Raw genomic sequence first — 19,704 nt, 5'->3', positions numbered from 1 at the left:
TATCTTTATTAAATATAAGGTAAGACAGATCGGTATTAGCCGATCCGCAGTAAAAAATTAACCCTGAGCTATTTATTACTGGCGCTATTCAGCGGCCCCGGCTTGCCAATCAGGTAGCCCTGCACCAGGTCGCAGCCTAATTGCTGAAGAGATTTTAACTGCTCATCCGTTTCGACGCCTTCCGCTACGATCCGCATATGCAAGCTTTTACCCATGCTGATAATCAGCCGGACAATATCGAGGTCATCTTTCTGCGCGGGAATATTAATCACAAATGAGCGATCGATTTTAATCTTATCAAACGGGAAATAGCTGAGTCGTGATAATGAGGAATATCCGGTACCGAAATCATCAATAGAAATCTGGATCCCCAGCTCGCGCAGCTGGCTGAGGATTTCTAAAGAGCGCGTGTTTTCATTAAACACATCTGATTCCGTAATTTCCAGGTCAAGGCGGTGCGGATCCAGCCCCGTGTGCTTCAGCACCGAGATAACGGTATCGGTCAACGAGCTGTTGATCAGCTGAACGGGCGATACGTTGACCGACACTTTGAGCGGCGATGACCAGCTCGCCGCTTCCTCACAGGCAGTTTTGAGCACCCACTCCCCGAGCGGGTTAATCATGCCAATCTTTTCGGCGACGGGAATAAATATTGTCGGCGGCACCATACCGCGCACCGGATGGAACCAGCGCACCAGCGCCTCATAGCCATAAATCTCGCCGCTCATCGTATCGGCAATCGGCTGGTAGTAAACGCGGAATTCCCCGTTATCGAGCGCCTGCAGCAGGTCGTCCTCAAAGGATTTATTCTCCTGCAGGCGCTGGAGCATCCCCGGGCGGAAGATCTGGACGGTGCCCGAACCCTCTTTTTTCGCCTCATAAAGCGCAAGATCGGCGCATTTATATAAATAATCGGTACGGGTTTCCCGGTCAGAGATAACAATCCCGATGCAGGCATCAATATTGATCAGCGAATCATAAACCTGATACGGCTGGCTAATCTTTTCGCGGATCACCGTCGCCCGCGCCAGAGCCTGCTCTTCGCTTAAATCACAGGAGACCAGCGCAAACTCATCTCCCCCGAGCCGGTACAGGGTTTCGGAGGTTCTGCGGAAAAAGGAGAGCCGGCTGGCAAGATCCTGCAGCAGCTTATCCCCGGAATCGTGGCCCAGCGTATCGTTAACGTCCTTAAAATTGTCCAGATCGAACAGCATCACCACCGCCGAGCCGTTATAGGGCCGAACCTGATTGACGATCTCCTGCAGCTTTTGCCAGAAGGAGAGGCGGTTCGGCATCCCGGTCAAGGAGTCATGATACGCGTCGTATTGCAAACGCCGGTTTTGCACCTGGAGCTTCTCTTTTGACGCCTGCAGATCGTTCGCCAGCAGCTTCATGCGGACGTGCGCGCGGCGCAGGTTGTTATTTTGCCGCAGCATTAATAGCCCTAAAGAAATACACATGGTGATCAGCAGAATGGAAATGATCGAATAGATAAAATAGAGGTTCTGTATTTTATCGTGGGTCAGGTTAACAATATTAATATCCTGCGCCAACGACATTGACGCCAGTCCGGTCATCGGGCCATCGAGCGCGCCCATGCGCTGCAAAATCGGCTTTACCTGCTGCGGGGTGATGGTATCCAGCTGCTTATCAAGCTGATACAGAATCGCGATCAGGCTCTCAATCGTCGCCCGGCGCCCCGCATCCTTACGAATAAACTCGCTCGGCTCCCCCTGCTCTAGCGGTTTGATCTGACCCATCATGATCTCCAGACGCAGCCGGACATCATCCCGATCGACCCCTTCAACGCCCAGGGCATAGGAGCCCAGATGCGCTTCCAGCCGCATATACTCAGAGACTATCTGCGCGATTGACCACGAATCGGTGTAGCGGGTCAACTTTTGCAGCTCGCTCTGTCGCTCATGCACCAGATAGGTAATGTATCCGGTGATAACGAAAAGCGACAAAATAATGGCAGTGAGTATTCGATTCAAGATCAAACCCTTAGAGCCTATCCCATTAGGCTGTTTTATTTATCAGTTTGCTCCTGGGCCGAGCCCTAAACCCCGGCGTACGCCTTGATTCCTGAGCCCTGCCGGTGTCCAAACCCTATGCAACAATTACGCCTGGCGGGACAGGCTATTACTCGATAATAATTTTCGCAACCTGCCACGCCGAGCGGGAATAATAGATTTGATTTTGTAAATCAGGACTGCTGTCGTAAGGATAAACAATAAACAGCGGGCCCTTATCGCGAACGCGCATATATTCACCGTTCATTTTTAAAGCCAAAATAACGGGGAATTTATGGAAATCATCAATCGGCACGACCGTCGTATAGTCATTGAGGGCGATAACCCGCGCCGACTTACCCTTTGCCGCGACTAAGTCCATGAGCTTACTAAGGGAAACGCCGTCGAAACGGATTTTTCCGGAGAACCACGGGGTGGTGGTTTCGACGGTCTGCATGCCCAGCTTCTCTAATGCCGCGCGATCAAACACCGCGGTATCGCCTTCATTTGTATTTCCAATAAGGCCGGAAATGGTTAAAACGGGCTTGCCCTCAGGCGCGGGCAGTTTTTCTGCAAATGCATTTGGTAAAACTATGAAACAAAATAAAACTGCGAAAAATAAACGCATTTAACTCACCATTTCCAGGATTGGAGATTTGTTAATTGTAAACCATTTACAGCAATTCTTAAAAGATGTCATCGGAAGGTTGTGAGCTGTTCAATTAAAAAAGAATCCATAATTTCAGAACCTTCCGATCGCCCGCTGATGACAGGCCGTAGAATGCACATTTTTTGCCGTTAAGGCATGACGACGGGTAAAAATCTTTTCTCTCGCCCGGCGGCGCGGTAGTCTCTTTGATGACGCCGTTAAGAGTGCGTCTCATTCCAATAACGATAACGTAGCAGCAGCACAGATTGACAGGACAGGTATGGACTCAACGCTTACATCCCCCCGCCCCGCCGGGGAAGCCCGCTCACTTCATCGCGCGCGAAGAGCAGCGTGGGGCAGCTTCGCCGGCGCCGTGGTCGACTGGTACGACTTTTTGCTTTACGGCATCACCGCCGCCCTGGTGTTTAACAAGGAGTTTTTCCCGCAGATAGGCCCGGCCATGGGCACGCTGGCGGCCTTTGCCACTTTTGGCGTCGGTTTTCTATTCCGCCCGCTGGGCGGCATTATCTTCGGCCATTTTGGCGACCGCCTCGGGCGTAAGCGGATGCTGATGATGACCGTCTGGATGATGGGGATCGCCACCGCCTGCATTGGCCTGCTGCCCTCGTTCAATCAAATCGGCTGGTGGGCGCCGGTGCTGCTGGTGCTTCTGCGCGCGATCCAGGGCTTTGCCGTGGGCGGCGAATGGGGCGGCGCGGCGCTGCTCGCCGTCGAGAGCGCGCCGAAGAATAGAAAAGCCTTCTACAGCAGCGGGGTTCAGATTGGCTATGGCGTCGGCCTGCTGCTGGCAACCGGCCTGGTGTCGCTCATCAGCGCCAATACCAGCGACGAACAGTTTTTGAGCTGGGGCTGGCGTCTCCCCTTCCTCTTCAGCGTGGTGCTGGTGCTGGCGGCGCTGTGGATCCGCAACGGCATGAGCGAATCGGCTGAGTTTGAGCATCAGCAGCAGCAGAAAAAGATGCCCACCGCGGCGAAAAAGCGCCTGCCGGTCGTCGAAGCGTTATTCCGCCATCCCGGCGCCTTTTTGCTGATCATCGCGCTACGCCTGTGCGAACTGCTGACGATGTATATCGTTACCGCCTTCGCCCTCAACTACTCCACGCAAAACCTCGGCCTGCCGCGGGAGCTGTTCCTCAACATAGGCCTGCTTGTCGGCGGGATCAGCTGCCTGACCATTCCGTGCTTCGCCTGGCTGGCGGATCGCTTTGGCCGTCGGCGCATCTATATTACCGGCGCGCTGATCGGCACCCTGAGCGGCTTCCCGTTCTTTATGGCCCTCGAAAGCCAGTCCTATTTTTGGATCCTGTTCTTCGCGCTGATGCTGGCCAATATCGCCCATGATATGGTGGTTTGCGTGCAGCAGCCGATGTTCACCGAAATGTTCGGCGCCAGCTACCGCTACAGCGGCGCCGGGGTGGGTTACCAGGTCGCCAGCGTCGTTGGAGGCGGCTTTACCCCCTTCATCGCCGCCGCGCTGGTCACCTTCTCCGGTGGATCCTGGCACAGCGTCGCCATCTATCTGACCGCCGGCTGCCTGCTCTCGGCCATCACCGCCATGCTGATGAAAAAGCCTCAGCACGCCTGACGGCGCCAGGGACGGCGGAAGAGCGTCGTCCCTAAGGAGACCCCATGAACCAGCACAACAGAGCGGCCTGCTGGCCGCAGCGCTTCATTCATCAACAGCTGCCGCTGCAGTACCACGCTGACCCGACGCTTGCCGAGCTGCCGCTGTTCGAGCGAGCCCGCGGCGGCGAAGCGCTGGCCCAGCTGTGGCAGGCCCCGCAGGGATTCGTGGTTCCCGGCAGCTACCGAAAATTTAGCCAGCTCTCCGCCGTTAGCGAACGTTTTGCCGCGCGCGGCTGGCCGGTGTGGCTGCGCCGCTCCGGCGGCGGCCTCGTGCCGCAGGGGCCGGGGATTGTCAATCTCAGCCTTGCCTGGCCGGTCTATCAGCCGCTGGGCGAGGCCGCTGAACCTATCTATCTGATGCTCTGCGGTCTGCTGCAGCGCGCGCTGGCGACCTTTGGCGTCGATGCCCACTTCCAGGCGGTAAGCGGCTCGTTTTGCGACGGACGCTATAACCTCGCCTGCGGTCAGGGGGATCAGGCGCGTAAAATTGCCGGAACCGCGCAGTACTGGCGGCCGATGGCGGAGGGCCGAGGTCATGTGGTGCTCGCGCATGCGGTGATCCTGATCGATGCCGATCCGATCGCCGCGCATCGGGCGGCCAATGATTTTGAGTCACAGCTGGGCAGCGGTCGGATTTACCACGCGGATAAAACCATCACCCTCGCCCAGCATCTGGCCGGTGAAAAAGATCTGCTTTCCCGCTTCCGCCAGGCGCTGGCGACCGAGCTGCAAAATCTTAGCTGAAGGTACTTTTCAGATAGCGGCTGAAAGTCTCTACCGCCCGCGATACGCGCGGCGCGTAGGGGCGGATGACGTACAGACTCCCGGCAAACACGTCCACCGGCCGCCAGCCGGGCAGCAGCGCCTGCACCTCTGCGCGCGCTATCGCCTCCCGGGCGCTAAAATCAGGCAATAGCGCAATCCCAAGTCCCGACAGCACCGCATCGCGAAGCGATTCGCTGTTATTCGTGGCGAAGGGGCCGCGCACCGGCACGCTCAGGCGCTCGGCACGATCGTCGTCAGATTCAAACGTCCACTGCGGGCTTTGCGAACCGCGCGGGTAGGTCAGACACTGGTGATGGCGTAGCGCATCAGGGGATTCCGGGGCGCCAAAGCGGCGGACATACGCCGGGGAGGCAACAATCAGCGTGCTGGTTTGGCACAGCGTCCACGCGACGTGGGTATCCGGCAACGCCTCGCGTCGGCAGTGACGGATCGCGAGGTCAAACCCCTCGCTGGCAAGGGATACCAGCCGGTCGGTGACCTCCAGCTGCAGCTCAAGCTGCGGATGCTGATGCAGAAACGGCGTCATCGCCGGGACCAGCTGCTGACGCGAAAAGGCAACCGGGGCCGTCACCCGCAGCGTACCGCGCAGCGGCCCCTCTTCATCACGGGTGCCGTTAAAGATATCGCGCAGCTGGCCGAAGGGGGCGTTCAGCTCAGCCACCAGCCTGAGCCCATCTTCGCTGAGCGTCACGCTGCGGGTGGTGCGGTGGACCAGCGTCTTGCCGGTTACCCGCTCCAGCTCGCTGATTTTCTGGCTGACTGCCGATTTACTGACCGCCAGCTTTTCCGCCGCGCGGGTGTAGCTCTTCTGTTCTTCCAGCACCGTGAGCCAGTACAAATGGGTCCAGAAAACGTCGGGGCGCGGATCGCTCATTTCGATTGTTCACCTGTAAAAACAATGAATTCAAATATAGCGGTTTTTGCCCGTCGTCACATTGGATAGCATCGGTTTTGTCCACTCATCGTACATAAGACAATAAGGATGACCTGCTATGCCGCTCCTAACATTTGACGTGATCGAAGGTCGCAGTGAAGATGAAATAAAAACGCTGCTCGACGCCGCCCACCGCGCCGTACTGCATGCCTTCAAGGTACCGGAACGCGATCGCTACCAGATTGTTCATGAAAACAAGCCTCACCATATGGTGATTGAGGATACCGGTTTAGGCCTGACGCGAAGCCACCGGCTGGTGGTAGTGAGGGTGTTCACCAGCCCACGCAGCGAAGAACAAAAACAGCTGTTCTACGCGACGCTGCTCGCCGAGCTGCAGGAACACTGCGGGCTGAGCCCCGATGATTTAATGGTTTCGGTGATAAGCAACCAAAAAGGCGACTGGAGTTTTGGCCGCGGCGTGGCGCAGTATCTGACCGGCGAGCTTTAACCGCTCACCGCCGGCCCTCGCCGACGGCGGCGCTACGCCCTCGGCGCAGCGGCCATGCGCCTGCGCGCCTTTTGTTCAATATTTTCCAGCAGCTCCTGGACGTCATCTTCATCAATATCGAGGAACTGGCCATCGAGCAGCGCGGCGTGAATGTCCTCGCGGGTCACCGAAAGCCCCAGCGGAACGACTTTGCTTTTCACCTCTTCCGCCGCCAGCGGGTGCGGATAGCGGCGCCCAACGAGGTTATTAAATACGATCGCCAGCAGGGCCAGCATGGCGGAGTTCAGCAGTACCGGCGTCAGCACGAAGTGATAGCCTTCGCTGTGTACGCCGGCGCCGCCGAGGATGGCCGTCAGGGCCACGGCGCCGCCCGGCGGATGCAGGCAGCGCAGGAAATACATGCCCGCAATCGCCAGCCCAGCCGCCAGCCCGCAGGCCAGCGCAAGGTTGGGCACCAGCACGCCCACGGTTACGCCAATCAGCGCCGACAGCACGTTACCGCCGACAATCGACCACGGCTGCGCCAGCGGACTGCTGGGCACGCCAAACAGCAGCACCGCTGAAGCGCCCATAGGGGCGATAAACCACAGGTTGACTTCACCCAGCAGCCAGTGGCTGAACATACTGGTGACCGCCAGCCCCGTCCCTGCGCCGAGGGAGCCGAGGAGAATATGCTTTCTGGCAACCGGCAGCGCGTGCGGCTTCAGGCGACCGATAAAAATGCGGATCCGCGAAAACATCGCGGAAGGTAAAACGCTTAACATTTCACTGCTCACTCACGTCATATAAATTACTTATATTTTATTTTCTTTTTTTAACCATATTTTAACAACCACGCATTTAGCATGCCTATTCCCCCCTCGCCCTGTCCGGCGGCCAGCCATTGACCCCGGCTATGTGATTTCAGCCTACTGCGCTAGAATCATCCCCGTTCGGAATTTCTCCCACTCTACGGATTGAAGGCATAATACGTTGAATAATAATATTAATTTAGAGAAAGAAGTGGCATGGGCCAGCCAGAACATGCCGCGCACCCTGCGCCAGGTAGCCGCGCTTCCCGACCTGAGCCAGGTACGACTGGCCTGCTGTATGCATCTGGATATGAAAATGATCCCGCTGGTGCAGGGTATCCTGGAAAAGGGCGCGCAGGTCTTTTTAACAACCTGCAACCCAACCACCGTACAGGACGACGTCGTTAGCTGGCTGGTGGCGCGCGGCGCAGAAGCCAGCGCCTGGCGCGATATGAGCGATGCCGACTGGCAGCAGTCGTGGGAAAAGGCGATCGCCTGGGGGCCGACGCATCTGTGTGAAATGGGGGCCGATATCACCACCCTGCTCCACCAGCGCGGCGAATTTGGCAATATCGTGGCCGGGTTGGAAGCGACCGGTTCAGGCGTCAGCCGGCTGGGCGATATTCGCCCGGGCTATCCGATTTTTAACTGGGACGATCTGCCGGTTAAAGAGGGGCTGCATAACCGCCACATGGTCGGCCTGACCGCATGGCACACCTTCTTCCAGACCACCCATCTCACGCTGCATGAGAAAAAAGTGCTGGTGATCGGCTATGGCCTGGTGGGCCAGGGCGTTGCCGCCGCCGCGAAGGCCTTCGGGGGCCAGGTGATGGTCGCCGAAATCGACCCCGCCCGTCGCCTGCAGGCGGCTTACGACGGCTGGCATGTCGTCGACCTGCAGGACGCCATGGCTTCAGCTGACGTCGTCGCAACGGCAACCGGCGCTAAAAAAGTGGTTAACAGCAGCGCGCTGGATAAAGCGAAAGACGGCGTATTTATCCTTAACGTTGGCCACGTCGCGGAAGAGATTGACTGCGGCTACCTGCGCCAGTTCAGCCATGAAGAGGTGATGCCGTATATCAACGCCTATCAAATGGGCGCTAAAACCCTTTACCTGATGGCCAACGGTTCGATGCTCAACCTGACCGCCGGTTTTGGCGATAGCCTGAACGCCTTTGACGTGACCCTGGCGGTGATGACCAGCGGTATCAACCATATCGTGACCGACGGTATGAAGGCCGAGGCCGAGGTCTATCTGCTGCCGCAGAGCGTGTGGCAAAAAGCGCTGTAAGCGGAATAGCAGCAGGGCGCCTGACGGCGCCCTGCTTTGCGGTTTAGCGACTCTCCGGCAGGACGATATTGCTCTCCGCCAGGGTCCCCATCTCGTTAAACACCGTACAGGCTGCCTCCACCAGGTGCATCGCCAGCGCCGCGCCGCTCCCCTCGCCCAGACGCATCCCCATATCCAGATACGGCTCAAGCTGCAGATGCTCAAGCGCAATGCGCGCCCCCTTTTCCGCCGACAGATGCGAGGGGATCAGATAGGGATGAACGGCTGGCGCAATGCGGCAGGCCGCCAGCGCTGATGCGTAGGAGAGGAATCCGTCCAGCACCACCGGCAACCCGCAGGAGGCGGCCCCCAGCATCACGCCGGTCATGCCAACCAGATCGAAACCTCCAACCTTTGCCAGCACCTCGAGGCCATCCTCCGCCCGCGGCTGATTGACAGCAATGGCCCGACGCACCACCTCCGCCTTATGCGCCAGCTGCGACACAGGCAGGTTGGCCCCAATGCCGACCGTATCCTGCGCATCGCGCCCGGTCAGCACGCTCAGCACCGCCGCCGCCGGCGTGGTGTTCGCCATTCCCAGCTCGCCGACGCCGAACAGCGTCACGCCCTGAGCCGCCAGCTCGCGGGTATAGTCGATGCTCGCCAGCAGCAGCGCCGTCGCCTGCTCGCGGCTCATTGCCGCCGTTTGCGCAATATTGCCGCTGCCTCGCGCGACTTTCAGGTCGACAAGACCGGGGATCGGATCCGCGTCGATCCCAACGTCAACCACCCGAACTTTTGCCCCCGCCTGCGCCGCAAGGACGCAAACGCCGGTGTTTTGCCGGGTCATGTTTCTCGCCTGAATCGCGGTAATTGCCTGGGGCGAGATAGCCACGCCCTCGTGCCAGACGCCGTGATCGGCGCACATCACCACGATGGTTTTTTCTGCCAGCCGCAGCTGGCCTTTCAGCCCCGACATGCCGGCAAGCTGTACCGCCAGCGCCTCCAGGCGGCCGAGGCTGCCGGGTGGTTTTAATAAACCATCAAGATGCTGCTGCGCCTGGGCCATCGCCGCCCGATCCGGCTGCGGAATGTCGGCAATGAGGGCCGAAAGTGTGTCCATGATGTTCCTCGTAGCGCTTAAAGGGTGCGGACCGTTGCGCCCGTATTCTCTGCGTTCGGGCCAGCAGTCTGCGTTATACGGCGGTTAGCCATACACAAGAAAGGAGTCGTTCAGAGGGAGTGCCTGGGATAACTCCCGGCGACGAGAACCGCCGCCGGGCTGGGTCGAGGAGATTACTCTTCGACCTTCGCTTCGCCGATAACTTTCAGCTTTTTGGAAATGTCGCGGCGCTCTTTAGAGAGTTCAGCATTTTTGATGATGTAATCATCAACGCGATCTTCGTAATCGCTCTTCATGCTGGCAATGATGCCCTGGATAGCTTCAACGCTCATGCCCGGTTTGATGTAGTCGCTGAGGTTGTCCAGCAGCAGTACGCGCTTCTGGTTATCGCGGATCTTTTTCTCAACGTCCTGAATTTCACGCTGCAGCTTATTCTTACGACGATACAGACGAACAAACTCCAGTACGTCCTGGAAAGAAGGCTTAGTTGTTTCCATTTTTATACCCCTAATATTTGAGATTCGGATTCGCTAAAGCGACTGCAATATAGGGCTAACATAACTGTTAGCAGCCGCTGATGACAATGTTTTTTCCTTTAGGGTTATCATACCCCTAAATGCTGCTGAATCGAAGCAACCTGTGGGTCGATGTCGCGTATCTGGTTTTTATTTACGCAACGCCCGACAGATCAAATTCGACAGCAGCTCAAGCTGGCGCGCCATCTCTATGGTTAGCCAGACGTAGCCGTGTATCGGCGTTTCCGAGAGATTTTCGCCCGGGTGCTCTTTGATAAGCTGGCGCAGTTCGGCAACGATCTCATTGAGCTTTTCAGCGTTAGCGCGGATCGGCTGCGGGTTACCTTCATAGAGGGCGTGGGCGATGGTCAGCAGCGTTTGCTGGGTCATTTGCTGAGTTTCGCGCAGCGTACGGGAGTTTAGCATCACAAAGTGCCCCGGCCGCGACACCCAGTAAGCGTTAACCTGCAGCTCAAGCATACAGACCAGGTTACGGCTGACGGTTTGAATCGCCTCGAAAATGGCCTTCTGGATATGGGTCTCTTTGCTCGCCGGCGTAATCAGTCCGCGCATTTTTACCACGTCGTTGAGGACTTTTTGCAGGTGTTTTTCCAACCGCGGGCGCTCGACCAGGTTTGGTGAGATCCCGGCCTGATACAGGCGATTAAGGGCAGTGACGTAATTTGCCATCTGGATACGCCAGTGCAGAAAAGCCCGCTGCGGCCAGATGCCGGTAAACAGCATCGCCAGCAGGGAGCCGAAGATAACGTCGCCGCTTCGCCACAGCGCGGTGTTCATATCCCCCGGCGGCGCCCCTACCACCACCGCCAGCGTGATGCCGATCAGCAGCGCCTGATAGGGCTTTTTCCCTAAGGCCAGCCAGCCGCAGAGGAACATCGCCGCCGCGCACCACAGCACCATCACGGGCAGGGAGATAAGCTCCAGCTTAAGCGCCACCAGCCCGAGCGCAGAGCCAAGGATGGTGCCGCCGATACGCTGAAACGCGCGCGGCACCACGTTGCCCCAGAACGATATCGGCCCCATCACCACCACCAGCGTAATCAGCGGCCAGGTGCCTTCCGGTACGTTCAGCAGCCGTACCAGTAAAAAGGTGAGAACAAAAGCCAGCGCGATGCGAATGCCATGCACGATTCGGTAATGTCGATACAGGCGAATTTCGAAAGGCTTAAGTGATTTATCAGCGCGCACGACCCTCTCCGCTAAGAAGAAAAGGCCGATTGTAACTGCTTTTTCACCGCAAGCATCACGCTAATGTAAGAAACCTTGTTTATTCCGTGGATAAGCGCCTACCCGCCGATACGCTCAACGGGCACGTACATTTCGATATCCCAGTGGCCGTCGCGATTGCCGTCGTTAAGATAGAGCTCAAAGCAGGGTTTTGCCGCCAATTGGTACTCTTCGCTTTGCAGCAGGTTCTCAAAGAACTGCAGCCAGGGCGTGGAGAAATCATGATTCAGCACCCGCGCGCGGGCAATAGCATACTCGCCGCCGGCGATCCCGGTCAGAATCACCCCTTCGCTATTGGCAGGAATGACGAAGTCGTCGTCCACCGTCACCACGGTGTCGCAGCGCAGCTTCTCTGCCGGAACCTGATCCGGGTTATCGTAATAGACGGCGATCCACTCCCGGGCCGGGATCTGGCGGCTGTTGACCCATACCGCCAGCTGCTCAAAACCCTGCTTAACGGTCTGTTCCCAGGGCCCCACCATATGAAAACCGGCGATTTTACGCACGCCGACGGACTTAACGCTGTAGTTCATATTGCCTCCGCGATTGATAGAAAACACTGTATAAATATACATGCAATGTAGCAGGCAGCTAAAAAACAGTATGTGCGCGGATTCACAGAGTCGCCATTGGCCGGCGTTGAAAAAAATGATTCAGGAAGCGGGTACGCAGAACGGATAATTGACTCAAGGGGCTGGGCCGTCCGGCGCTGCCGGGCTGGCCTCTGCGCTAGCGCCGGCGTGGATGCCTACCGCCGGCGGGTGCGGCATGACCGGTTTCTTTGCCCGTTTATCCAGCATGCCCGGTGCCCGCCAGCAAACGACGACGTCGGGCAGAACCCAGGCCCCCTGTCGCGGATGCGGCCGATCGTCTACCAGGCTCTCCCCGACGTCATACCGGAAGCGTGGCGGCGAAAATCGCCGCCGGCGGTTACAGGCTAAAAGGGAGCTCAATCGCCATACTGGCGCCCAGATCGTCGCTGTCGCTGTGGTTAGCGTCGGTATACCACACGGAGGTGCTGAGACGCACGGTGGGCATCACGTCGCCGCTCCAGCCTAACTGCACGCCTTTTAGGGTATCGGCGTGCGGGAAGGCTTTATTAATCCGCTGATTTTTCGGGTTCACCTCGGCGTAGATCAGCCGTGCGCTCCAGCGCTGATCCTCCTCCGTCACCAGTTCGACCTTGCCGGCATACAGGCGCCCGTCGCCGCCCATCGCATCGCCTAGCGGGTAGCCCTGCTGGTAGTAGCCATCTTTGTAGATAAAGTGGTTATAGATGTAGTTGGTGCGCCCCATATTCGAGCGGGTATCGTGCGCCTCCAGATACCAGTTAATCGCGCTGCTGTTCCACTGGTGATGCCCTTCGACGCCGCCGAGGTAAAGGTGGGCGGACGGCAGGTACCCGGCCTCATCCTCGCCGATCATCTGCCCGTAGACGCTTACCGGCCAGCCGGTGGTCGGCGCCAGCTTGAGTTTAAAATCAAATCCCGCCAGCTGATTGCCCGGGTCGTCTGCCGAATCACCGGTGTTATCTCGCCCGGTAAGCCCCTCCCAGAAGCTGCCAAAGGAGGACGGGCGACCCTCGCCGCCCCACTGCATAATGCGCGAGGCGCCCAGCTCCAGCGAGGTAAAGGGCGAGATCGTCAGGCGGCCGCCAAAAACCCTGGTATGCGGTACCGCTGCGTACTGGCTCATCTGGCTGGCGGAAAGCTGGTACTGCCAGGGGCCTATCCAGCTTAGCCATGCGCTCTGCGGAGCCCGCTGCTCGGCGCGCTGCAGCAAAAAGCCGGTCATCGGCCGCGCGGCGTCGGAACGAATCAGGCTCCCTTCATAGCCGGGGCCCCACCACTGCGGAATTTGCCCAAACGCCAGCCACTGGTTCCACAGCTTCACCGCCCCGTAGGCGCCGTTGGCGTTGACGTTGGAGCTATTGCCGATGCGCTTGTCTCCTTCAACGTTGCCCTGCAGGTGCAGGTCCCACCATTCGCCGCTGTTATTGAGTGCGACGGAGAGCGAGTGGTCGGCAGGCCGGGACTCGGCGAAGCCCTGCGGCGTTCCCGGCCTGTCGGTTGAGCTATAGCCGGTGACGCGCAGGTCGGCTTTTAGCGCCCTCAGGCGCTGGTTCACCCGGCTCAGCACCCCCCTCTCTGCGGGCGTTGTCGGATGCGCGTTGGCCAGCGCGCGGCCGATCTCCTCTTCGCTCAGGGGCCAGGTCGATAAACTCAACGACAGGGTTCCGCGATCGGATAACCAGGCTAAATCATTGCGGACGTCGTTATCGGCCAGAACCAGACCAGAGGCAAAGCCTGCGGGACTCAAAACGGCCGCAAGCCCCAGAGAAAGCGCGCTGCGTGCGAAAAATTTCATCTTCCCAGCTCCATTTCAGGCGCACGGGCGCCGGAGAATTTCCTTAAAGGGTGAGCAGGTAAGGTAATTGACTGAAACTAAACGAATCGCCAACCAGCGCCACAACGGCGTGGGGCGAGAAAGGATGCCGCTCCGCAGGAGAGCGGCGCCGGGAGCTACAGCTTGTGATGCAGATAATCGCTCATTCGTGAGAATACGCCGCCCTTGCCAACGCTTTCCAGCGTCACCAGCGGCCAGTGGGCCACGACCTTGTCGCCGTCGTAGAGCGATATTTCGCCGACCCGCTGATTGGCGGCGATCGGCGCTTCCAGCTCTTTCTGGTCCAGCACATATTTGGCCTTGATCCGCGAAACCTCCGACTTCGGCAGCGCTAACCAGAAGTCCTGATCGGTGCCGAGCTGGATCTGCTCCTTATCGCCATACCAGATGTGCTCGCTGCCCACTTTTTTGCCTTTTTGCAGGACCTGGACGGTGTCGAAGTTTTGCTGGCCCCAGTGCAGCAGTTTGGCCGCCTGCTGCTCGCGCCCTTTCGGACTCTCGGCCCCCATCACCACCGCAATCAGGCGGCGCTGGCCGTCGACGGCAGAAGCAATAAGGTTAAAACCGGCGCCAGAGGTATGGCCGGTTTTCAGGCCATCGACGTTCATGGTTTTATCCCACAGCAGGCCGTTGCGGTTCTGCTGGGTGATCCCGTTCCACGTCAGGCTTTTCTGACTGTACATGCGGTACACGTCAGGCTCGCCGTGAATAATCGCCCGCGACAGGACCGCCAGATCGTAGGCCGAGCTATGCTGCCCCGACGCGTCCAGCCCGTGTACGGTTTCAAAATGGGTATCCTGCAGGTGCAGCTTTTGCACGTATTCGTTCATCAGGGCGACGAACTGCGGCTGGCCGCCGGCAACGTAGTCGGCCAGCGCCACGCAGGCGTCGTTCCCGGAGTCAACGATAAGCCCGCGGCTTAAATCGCGGACGCTGAGCCGATCGCCGGGCTTGAGGAACATCAGCGATGAACCATCGAATACCGGGTTGCCCTTCGCCCAGGCATCTTTGCCGACGGTGACCATATCGTCAAAGGTGATGCGGTGGCTGTCGATGGCGCGGTCAACGACGTAGCCGGTCATAAGTTTCGTCAGGCTGGCGGGGTTGCGCTGCTGATGTTCGTTACCGGCGGTCAGGATCTGACCGGTGGTGTAGTCCATCAGCACCCAGGAGCCTGCCTGGATGGAAGGCGGCGTCACGGTGACGGGAAAATCATTAGCGGCAAAGGCGCAGGAAACGCTCGAAGCGAGCAAAGTTACGGCAATAAAAAAACGGCCTTTCAACGGCATATCCTCAAGATTTATAGATTCGCCGTCCTTTTTACGGAAGTTCTCCTTTCATATCATGGTTTAATTGCAAGAAAATATGACACGATAAACGCCCTGCGCGGCCGACGCCCTTCTGATGCCCGGGCAAATCGTTTACCATAGCGCGTCATACTTCAGCAGCATGTGCCTTGGCTTTATGACACGGCTCATCCCTGAGCATCGCCCTTACGGGCCGCTGCGACACGGCGTGCAGATCCGTTGCGGACAGATTTGTCATTTACCGCGAACGATTTAGAGTACGGACGCCAACCACCACGGAAAATAGACAGACTATGCAAGATAGCGCCAATCAGCCCGGATTTTTATTCCACGACTACGAAACCTTTGGCACCCGTCCGTCCCTTGACCGGCCGGCGCAGTTTGCCGCTATCCGCACCGACGCGGATCTTAACGTCATCGGCGAGCCCGAGGTGTTCTACTGCAAGCCGGCTGACGACTATCTGCCGCAGCCGCAGGCGGTGATGATTACCGGCATCACGCCGCAGGAAGCGATCGCCAAAGGCGACAACGAAGCCGCCTTTGCCCGCCGCATTCACGACCTGTTCACGGTGCCAAAGACCTGCATTGTGGGTTACAACAACGTGCGTTTCGATGACGAAGTCAGCCGCAATATTTTCTATCGCAACTTCTACGATCCCTATGCCTGGAGCTGGCAGCACGATAACTCGCGCTGGGACCTGCTGGACGTGATGCGCGCCTGCTACGCGCTGCGCCCGGAAGGCATCAACTGGCCGGAAAACGACGACGGCCTGCCCAGCTTCCGCCTTGAGCATCTGACCGTGGCCAACGGCATCGAGCACAGTAACGCCCACGATGCGATGGCCGACGTATATGCCACTATCGCCATGGCCAGGCTGGTTAAAACCCAGCAGCCTCGCCTGTTCGACTACCTTTATACCTTCCGCAACAAGCGCAAGCTGGCGACGCTGATTGACGTGCCGCAGATGACGCCGCTGGTCCACGTCTCCGGGATGTTCGGCGCCGCGCGGGGCAACACCAGCTGGGTGGCTCCGCTGGCGTGGCATCCGGATAATCGCAATGCGGTGATTATGGTTGACCTTGCCGGCGATATGTCGCCGCTGCTGGAGCTGGACGCCGACGCGCTGCGCGAGCGGCTGTATACCGCCAAAGCCGACCTCGGCGACCTGCCGGCGGTGCCGATCAAGCTGGTCCACCTCAATAAATGCCCGGTGCTGGCCAAGGCCAATACGCTGCGCCCGGAAGATGCGGAGCGTCTGGGCATCGACCGCCAGCGCTGCCTCGATAATCTGCAGCTGCTGCGCGGCCAGCCGCAGGTACGGGAAAAAGTGGTGGCCATTTTCGCCGAAGCGGAGCCGTTTGTGCCTTCCGATAACGTCGATACCCAGCTCTACAACGGCTTCTTCAGCGATGCCGACCGCGCGGCGATGAAGATTGTGCTGGAGACCGATCCGCGCAACCTGCCGGCGCTGGACATTACCTTCGCGGATCAGCGCATCGAGCGCCTGCTGTTTAACTATCGCGCGCGAAACTTCCCGGGCAGCCTTGATGAAGCCGAGCAGCAGCGCTGGTTAGAGCATCGTCGGGAGGTGTTTACGCCGGAGTTTTTGCAGGCTTATGCCGAAGAGCTGCAGATGTTGCAGCAGCAGTATGCTGACAATAACGAGAAGCTGATGCTGGTGAAAGCGCTGTGGCAGTACGCGCAGGATATTGTTTAGAATAAATAAATTCCCGGACTGCGCGACGCAGGCCGGGAACGGTTATTTACCCTTTCGCGCGGCTGGCGATAATCGCCTCCGCCACGTTACGCGGGGCCTCCGCGTAATGATGGAACTCCATGCTGTAGGTCGCCCGCCCCTGGGACATCGAGCGTAGCGTCGTGGAATAGCCGAACATCTCGGCCAGCGGCACGTCGGCGCGGATAATCTGGCTGCCGAAGCGCTCTTCCATCCCCTGCACCATGCCGCGGCGGGAGGAGAGATCGCCCATAATGTTGCCGGCATACTCTTCCGGGGTTTCCACCTCCACATGCATCACCGGTTCGAGGATCGCCGGATCGGCCCTGCGCGCCCCCTCCTTGAAGCCGAAAATGGCCGCCATGCGGAAGGCCATTTCCGAGGAGTCGACGTCGTGGTACGAACCAAAAGTCAGGGTCGCTTTGACGTCCACCACCGGATAGCCTGCCAGCACGCCGGTGCCCATCGCTTCGCGCAGGCCTTTTTCCACCGAAGGAATGTACTCGCGCGGCACCACCCCGCCTTTGGTGGCATCTTCAAAGACGAAGCCGCTGCCGGGCTCCAGCGGTTCGAGCGTCAGCACCACGTGGCCGTACTGCCCCTTGCCGCCGGACTGGCGGACGAATTTACCTTCCACCTCTTTCACCGTTTTGCGGATCGTCTCGCGGTAGGTTACCTGCGGGCGGCCGATGTTCGCCTCAACGCCAAATTCACGCCGCATCCGGTCAACGATAATTTCCAGATGCAGCTCGCCCATCCCGGAAATAATCGTCTGCCCGGACTCCTCGTCGGTGTGCAGGCGGAACGACGGATCCTCCGCTGCCAGGCGCTGCAGCGCGATGCCCATTTTCTCCTGATCCGCTTTAGTTTTCGGCTCGATAGCCAGCGAAATCACCGGCTCCGGAAACTCCATCCGCTCGAGGGTGACGATCGCATTCGGATCGCACAGCGTGTCGCCGGTGGTGACGTCTTTCAGGCCAACACAGGCGGCGATATCGCCGGCGTGCAGCTCGTCCACCTCGTGGCGATCGTTAGCGTGCATCAGCACGATGCGGCCGATACGCTCTTTTTTACCTTTAACCGGGTTATAGACCGCATCCCCTTTCTTCAGGGTGCCGGAATAGACGCGGATAAAGGTCAGCTGGCCCACGTAGGGGTCGGTCATCAGCTTGAACGCCAGCGCCGAGAGCGGTTCATCGTCGGCAGGATGACGCTCCGCCGGCCGGCCTTGCTCATCAACGCCCTGAATCGCCGGGATATCCAGCGGGGACGGCATCAGTTCGATGACCGCATCGAGCATCCGCTGCACGCCTTTGTTCTTAAAGGCGCTGCCGCACAGCACCGGCTGGATCTCTCCGGCAACGGTGCGCTTACGCAGCCCGGCGACGATCTCAGCCTCGCTCAGATCGCCGGTTTCGAGATATTTGTCCATCAGCTCATCGCTGGCTTCCGCCGCCGCTGAGACCATTTTTTCCCGCCACTGGCGGGCGGTTGCCAGCAGCGCATCCGGCACCGGCGCATAGCTAAAGGTCATCCCCTGGGTCGCATCGTCCCACAAGATGGCGCGCATTTTGATGAGGTCCACGACCCCGACGAAATGCTCCTCGGCGCCGACGGGAATCACCACCGGCACCGGGTTGGCCTTCAGGCGGTCGATCATCATCTGCACCACGCGGAAGAAGTCGGCGCCGGGGCGGTCCATTTTATTGACGAAGGCCAGCCGCGGGACGTGATACTTATTCGCCTGCCGCCAGACGGTTTCCGACTGCGGCTGCACGCCGCCGACGGAGTCGTAGACCATCACCGCGCCGTCGAGTACCCGCATGGAGCGCTCGACTTCAATGGTAAAATCGACGTGCCCTGGGGTGTCGATGATATTAATCCGGTGCGGCTCAAAGCTGCGGTCCATGCCGGGCCAGAAGCAGCTTACCGCGGCGGAGGTAATGGTTATCCCGCGCTCTTGCTCCTGCGCCATCCAGTCGGTTGTTGCCGCGCCATCGTGTACTTCACCCAGCTTATGGCTCATTCCGGTATAGAACAGAATGCGCTCAGTGGTGGTGGTTTTACCGGCATCGATATGCGCGGAGATACCGATGTTGCGATAACGTTCGAGGGGGATGGGTCGGGGCATGATGTGTCCTTAGTCATTTTGACTGTCAGCAAGCGGCGAAACGGCCGCGGTTCGTTCAACGGCATCCATCATAGTACAACTGTACGAGTATATTCGAACTATTTTTGCTATCGTTACTATCGGTGAAGCTGCGGCACCGCGCGTGGCTTTAGCGATTGAGTTTGGGTATATTACCGGCCAGCCGCCGATACGGGCTGCTGTTCCGCGGAACAGAGCAACCGCCGACACAGGAATATTATGATCGCCAATCACCCCGAACGTGAACAAATCCGCCTTGAAAATGTTCTTTTTGCCCTTGGCAATCCGATGCGGCTGGAGATTATTCGCATCCTCGCCGACGGCAGCGAACAGAGCTGCAACGCCCTGCGCCATGAAGACGTTGCCAAGTCCACCATGACCCACCACTGGCGCGTGCTGCGCGATAGCGGCGTGATATGGCAGCGCCCGCAGGGACGGGAGAATATGATTTCGCTACGCAGGGAGGATCTGGAGGCGCGTTTTCCCGGACTGCTGGATACGCTACTCAGAGTGATGCGCCAGGAAGCGCAGAAGTGACGTGACTAGTCCTGGAATAGGTTGACACTTTTTCAGCCCTGTAACGCCCGATGAACTTCATCGGGCGTTTTGTATTGTAGCGACAGATGGGGCCGCTGTGTGTTGTAAATTCCTACTGACTCCCTGACCATCCTTCTTGCCTGCTC

At 58.6% G+C, this 19,704-nt stretch carries 18 protein-coding genes; 6 read left to right on the top strand and 12 right to left on the bottom strand.

Annotation, left to right across the window (positions count from 1 at the left end):
* Nucleotides 1–68: 68 nt before the first annotated feature.
* Entirely contained in the window at nucleotides 69–1,994 is a 1,926-nt protein-coding gene (locus M2416_RS22810; RefSeq protein WP_076945639.1) for a putative bifunctional diguanylate cyclase/phosphodiesterase, read from the bottom strand.
* A 148-nt stretch (nucleotides 1,995–2,142) separates the two neighbouring features.
* Entirely contained in the window at nucleotides 2,143–2,640 is a 498-nt protein-coding gene (locus M2416_RS22805) for a putative pterin-binding protein (protein ID WP_259226977.1), read from the bottom strand.
* A gap of 301 nt (nucleotides 2,641–2,941) precedes the next feature.
* Here M2416_RS22805 and shiA point away from each other — a divergent pair, with 301 nt between their 5' ends.
* Nucleotides 2,942–4,267, top strand: a complete 1,326-nt coding sequence (gene shiA, locus M2416_RS22800) for a shikimate transporter (RefSeq protein ID WP_076945641.1) — start codon at nucleotides 2,942–2,944, stop codon at nucleotides 4,265–4,267.
* A 44-nt stretch (nucleotides 4,268–4,311) separates the two neighbouring features.
* Nucleotides 4,312–5,052 carry a lipoyl protein ligase domain-containing protein gene (locus M2416_RS22795; RefSeq protein WP_259226973.1) on the top strand — a complete coding sequence of 247 codons (741 nt, stop codon included), beginning with the start codon at nucleotides 4,312–4,314 and terminating at the stop codon, nucleotides 5,050–5,052.
* Here the strand turns inward: M2416_RS22795 and M2416_RS22790 are convergent.
* Entirely contained in the window at nucleotides 5,045–5,968 is a 924-nt protein-coding gene (locus tag M2416_RS22790) for a LysR family transcriptional regulator (protein ID WP_259226972.1), read from the bottom strand. The genes M2416_RS22795 and M2416_RS22790 overlap by 8 nt on opposite strands.
* A 118-nt stretch (nucleotides 5,969–6,086) precedes the next feature.
* Here M2416_RS22790 and M2416_RS22785 point away from each other — a divergent pair, with 118 nt between their 5' ends.
* The gene (locus M2416_RS22785; protein WP_041146346.1) at nucleotides 6,087–6,476 is read left to right on the top strand and encodes a tautomerase family protein; all 390 of its coding nucleotides are present in this window, start codon (nucleotides 6,087–6,089) and stop codon (nucleotides 6,474–6,476) included.
* 32 nt (nucleotides 6,477–6,508) lie between these two features.
* On the opposite strand, the gene M2416_RS22780 is transcribed toward M2416_RS22785, so the two are convergent.
* Nucleotides 6,509–7,240, bottom strand: a complete 732-nt coding sequence (locus tag M2416_RS22780; RefSeq protein ID WP_076945644.1) for an HPP family protein — start codon at nucleotides 7,238–7,240, stop codon at nucleotides 6,509–6,511.
* A gap of 208 nt (nucleotides 7,241–7,448) precedes the next feature.
* Here M2416_RS22780 and M2416_RS22775 point away from each other — a divergent pair, with 208 nt between their 5' ends.
* Nucleotides 7,449–8,558, top strand: coding sequence for an adenosylhomocysteinase (locus M2416_RS22775; RefSeq protein WP_259226969.1), 1,110 nt, complete (start codon nucleotides 7,449–7,451; stop codon nucleotides 8,556–8,558).
* 43 nt (nucleotides 8,559–8,601) lie between these two features.
* On the opposite strand, the gene cobT is transcribed toward M2416_RS22775, so the two are convergent.
* The 6 genes from cobT to dacD all read right to left on the bottom strand — a co-directional run bounded on the left by cobT (nucleotide 8,602) and on the right by dacD (nucleotide 15,112).
* On the bottom strand, nucleotides 8,602–9,660 hold the full coding sequence (gene cobT, locus M2416_RS22770) for a nicotinate-nucleotide--dimethylbenzimidazole phosphoribosyltransferase (RefSeq protein WP_259226967.1): 1,059 nt from the start codon (nucleotides 9,658–9,660) through the stop codon (nucleotides 8,602–8,604).
* 173 nt (nucleotides 9,661–9,833) lie between these two features.
* Complete coding sequence (locus tag M2416_RS22765; RefSeq protein ID WP_041146350.1) at nucleotides 9,834–10,157, bottom strand: DUF496 family protein; 324 nt, start codon at nucleotides 10,155–10,157, stop codon at nucleotides 9,834–9,836.
* Nucleotides 10,158–10,325: 168 nt separating this feature from the next.
* Nucleotides 10,326–11,384, bottom strand: coding sequence for an FUSC family protein (locus M2416_RS22760; protein ID WP_041146351.1), 1,059 nt, complete (start codon nucleotides 11,382–11,384; stop codon nucleotides 10,326–10,328).
* 98 nt (nucleotides 11,385–11,482) lie between these two features.
* Nucleotides 11,483–11,956, bottom strand: a complete 474-nt coding sequence (gene sbmC / locus M2416_RS22755; RefSeq protein WP_259226964.1) for a DNA gyrase inhibitor SbmC — start codon at nucleotides 11,954–11,956, stop codon at nucleotides 11,483–11,485.
* Between the two features lie 397 nt (nucleotides 11,957–12,353).
* Entirely contained in the window at nucleotides 12,354–13,790 is a 1,437-nt protein-coding gene (locus tag M2416_RS22750) for a capsule assembly Wzi family protein (protein ID WP_259226963.1), read from the bottom strand.
* A gap of 155 nt (nucleotides 13,791–13,945) precedes the next feature.
* Nucleotides 13,946–15,112 carry a serine-type D-Ala-D-Ala carboxypeptidase DacD gene (dacD, locus tag M2416_RS22745; RefSeq protein ID WP_259226961.1) on the bottom strand — a complete coding sequence of 389 codons (1,167 nt, stop codon included), beginning with the start codon at nucleotides 15,110–15,112 and terminating at the stop codon, nucleotides 13,946–13,948.
* Between the two features lie 317 nt (nucleotides 15,113–15,429).
* On the opposite strand from dacD, the gene sbcB reads away from it, so the two are divergent.
* Nucleotides 15,430–16,854 carry an exodeoxyribonuclease I gene (sbcB, locus tag M2416_RS22740; RefSeq protein ID WP_259226960.1) on the top strand — a complete coding sequence of 475 codons (1,425 nt, stop codon included), beginning with the start codon at nucleotides 15,430–15,432 and terminating at the stop codon, nucleotides 16,852–16,854.
* Between the two features lie 46 nt (nucleotides 16,855–16,900).
* On the opposite strand, the gene fusA is transcribed toward sbcB, so the two are convergent.
* Nucleotides 16,901–19,003, bottom strand: a complete 2,103-nt coding sequence (fusA, locus tag M2416_RS22735) for an elongation factor G (RefSeq protein WP_123709234.1) — start codon at nucleotides 19,001–19,003, stop codon at nucleotides 16,901–16,903.
* A 237-nt stretch (nucleotides 19,004–19,240) separates the two neighbouring features.
* On the opposite strand from fusA, the gene M2416_RS22730 reads away from it, so the two are divergent.
* Nucleotides 19,241–19,558, top strand: coding sequence for an ArsR/SmtB family transcription factor (locus M2416_RS22730; RefSeq protein WP_045859498.1), 318 nt, complete (start codon nucleotides 19,241–19,243; stop codon nucleotides 19,556–19,558).
* A gap of 32 nt (nucleotides 19,559–19,590) precedes the next feature.
* Here the strand turns inward: M2416_RS22730 and M2416_RS22725 are convergent.
* Nucleotides 19,591–19,704, bottom strand: a 114-nt coding sequence (locus M2416_RS22725; protein ID WP_259227101.1) for an integrase core domain-containing protein, incomplete at its 5' end; no start/stop codon positions are given.

It is taken from the genome of Klebsiella sp. BIGb0132, from assembly GCF_024810075.1.
Taxonomy (GTDB): domain Bacteria; phylum Pseudomonadota; class Gammaproteobacteria; order Enterobacterales; family Enterobacteriaceae; genus Klebsiella; species Klebsiella terrigena.
The sequence above is the reverse complement of the archived record's forward strand: the minus strand, read 5'-3'. Positions and strand labels throughout refer to the sequence as shown.

Bases quoted from the DNA above. Each gene is read 5' to 3' on its own strand.
- M2416_RS22805 (WP_259226977.1), bottom strand. From the start codon at position 2,640: ATGCGTTTATTTTTCGCAGTTTTATTTTGTTTCATAGTTTTACCAAAT.
- shiA (WP_076945641.1), top strand. From the start codon at position 2,942: ATGGACTCAACGCTTACATCCCCCCGCCCCGCCGGGGAAGCCCGCTCA.
- M2416_RS22795 (WP_259226973.1), top strand. From the start codon at position 4,312: ATGAACCAGCACAACAGAGCGGCCTGCTGGCCGCAGCGCTTCATTCAT.
- M2416_RS22790 (WP_259226972.1), bottom strand. From the start codon at position 5,968: ATGAGCGATCCGCGCCCCGACGTTTTCTGGACCCATTTGTACTGGCTC.
- M2416_RS22785 (WP_041146346.1), top strand. From the start codon at position 6,087: ATGCCGCTCCTAACATTTGACGTGATCGAAGGTCGCAGTGAAGATGAA.
- M2416_RS22780 (WP_076945644.1), bottom strand. From the start codon at position 7,240: ATGTTAAGCGTTTTACCTTCCGCGATGTTTTCGCGGATCCGCATTTTT.
- cobT (WP_259226967.1), bottom strand. From the start codon at position 9,660: ATGGACACACTTTCGGCCCTCATTGCCGACATTCCGCAGCCGGATCGG.
- M2416_RS22765 (WP_041146350.1), bottom strand. From the start codon at position 10,157: ATGGAAACAACTAAGCCTTCTTTCCAGGACGTACTGGAGTTTGTTCGT.
- sbmC (WP_259226964.1), bottom strand. From the start codon at position 11,956: ATGAACTACAGCGTTAAGTCCGTCGGCGTGCGTAAAATCGCCGGTTTT.
- M2416_RS22750 (WP_259226963.1), bottom strand. From the start codon at position 13,790: ATGAAATTTTTCGCACGCAGCGCGCTTTCTCTGGGGCTTGCGGCCGTT.
- sbcB (WP_259226960.1), top strand. From the start codon at position 15,430: ATGCAAGATAGCGCCAATCAGCCCGGATTTTTATTCCACGACTACGAA.
- fusA (WP_123709234.1), bottom strand. From the start codon at position 19,003: ATGCCCCGACCCATCCCCCTCGAACGTTATCGCAACATCGGTATCTCC.
- M2416_RS22730 (WP_045859498.1), top strand. From the start codon at position 19,241: ATGATCGCCAATCACCCCGAACGTGAACAAATCCGCCTTGAAAATGTT.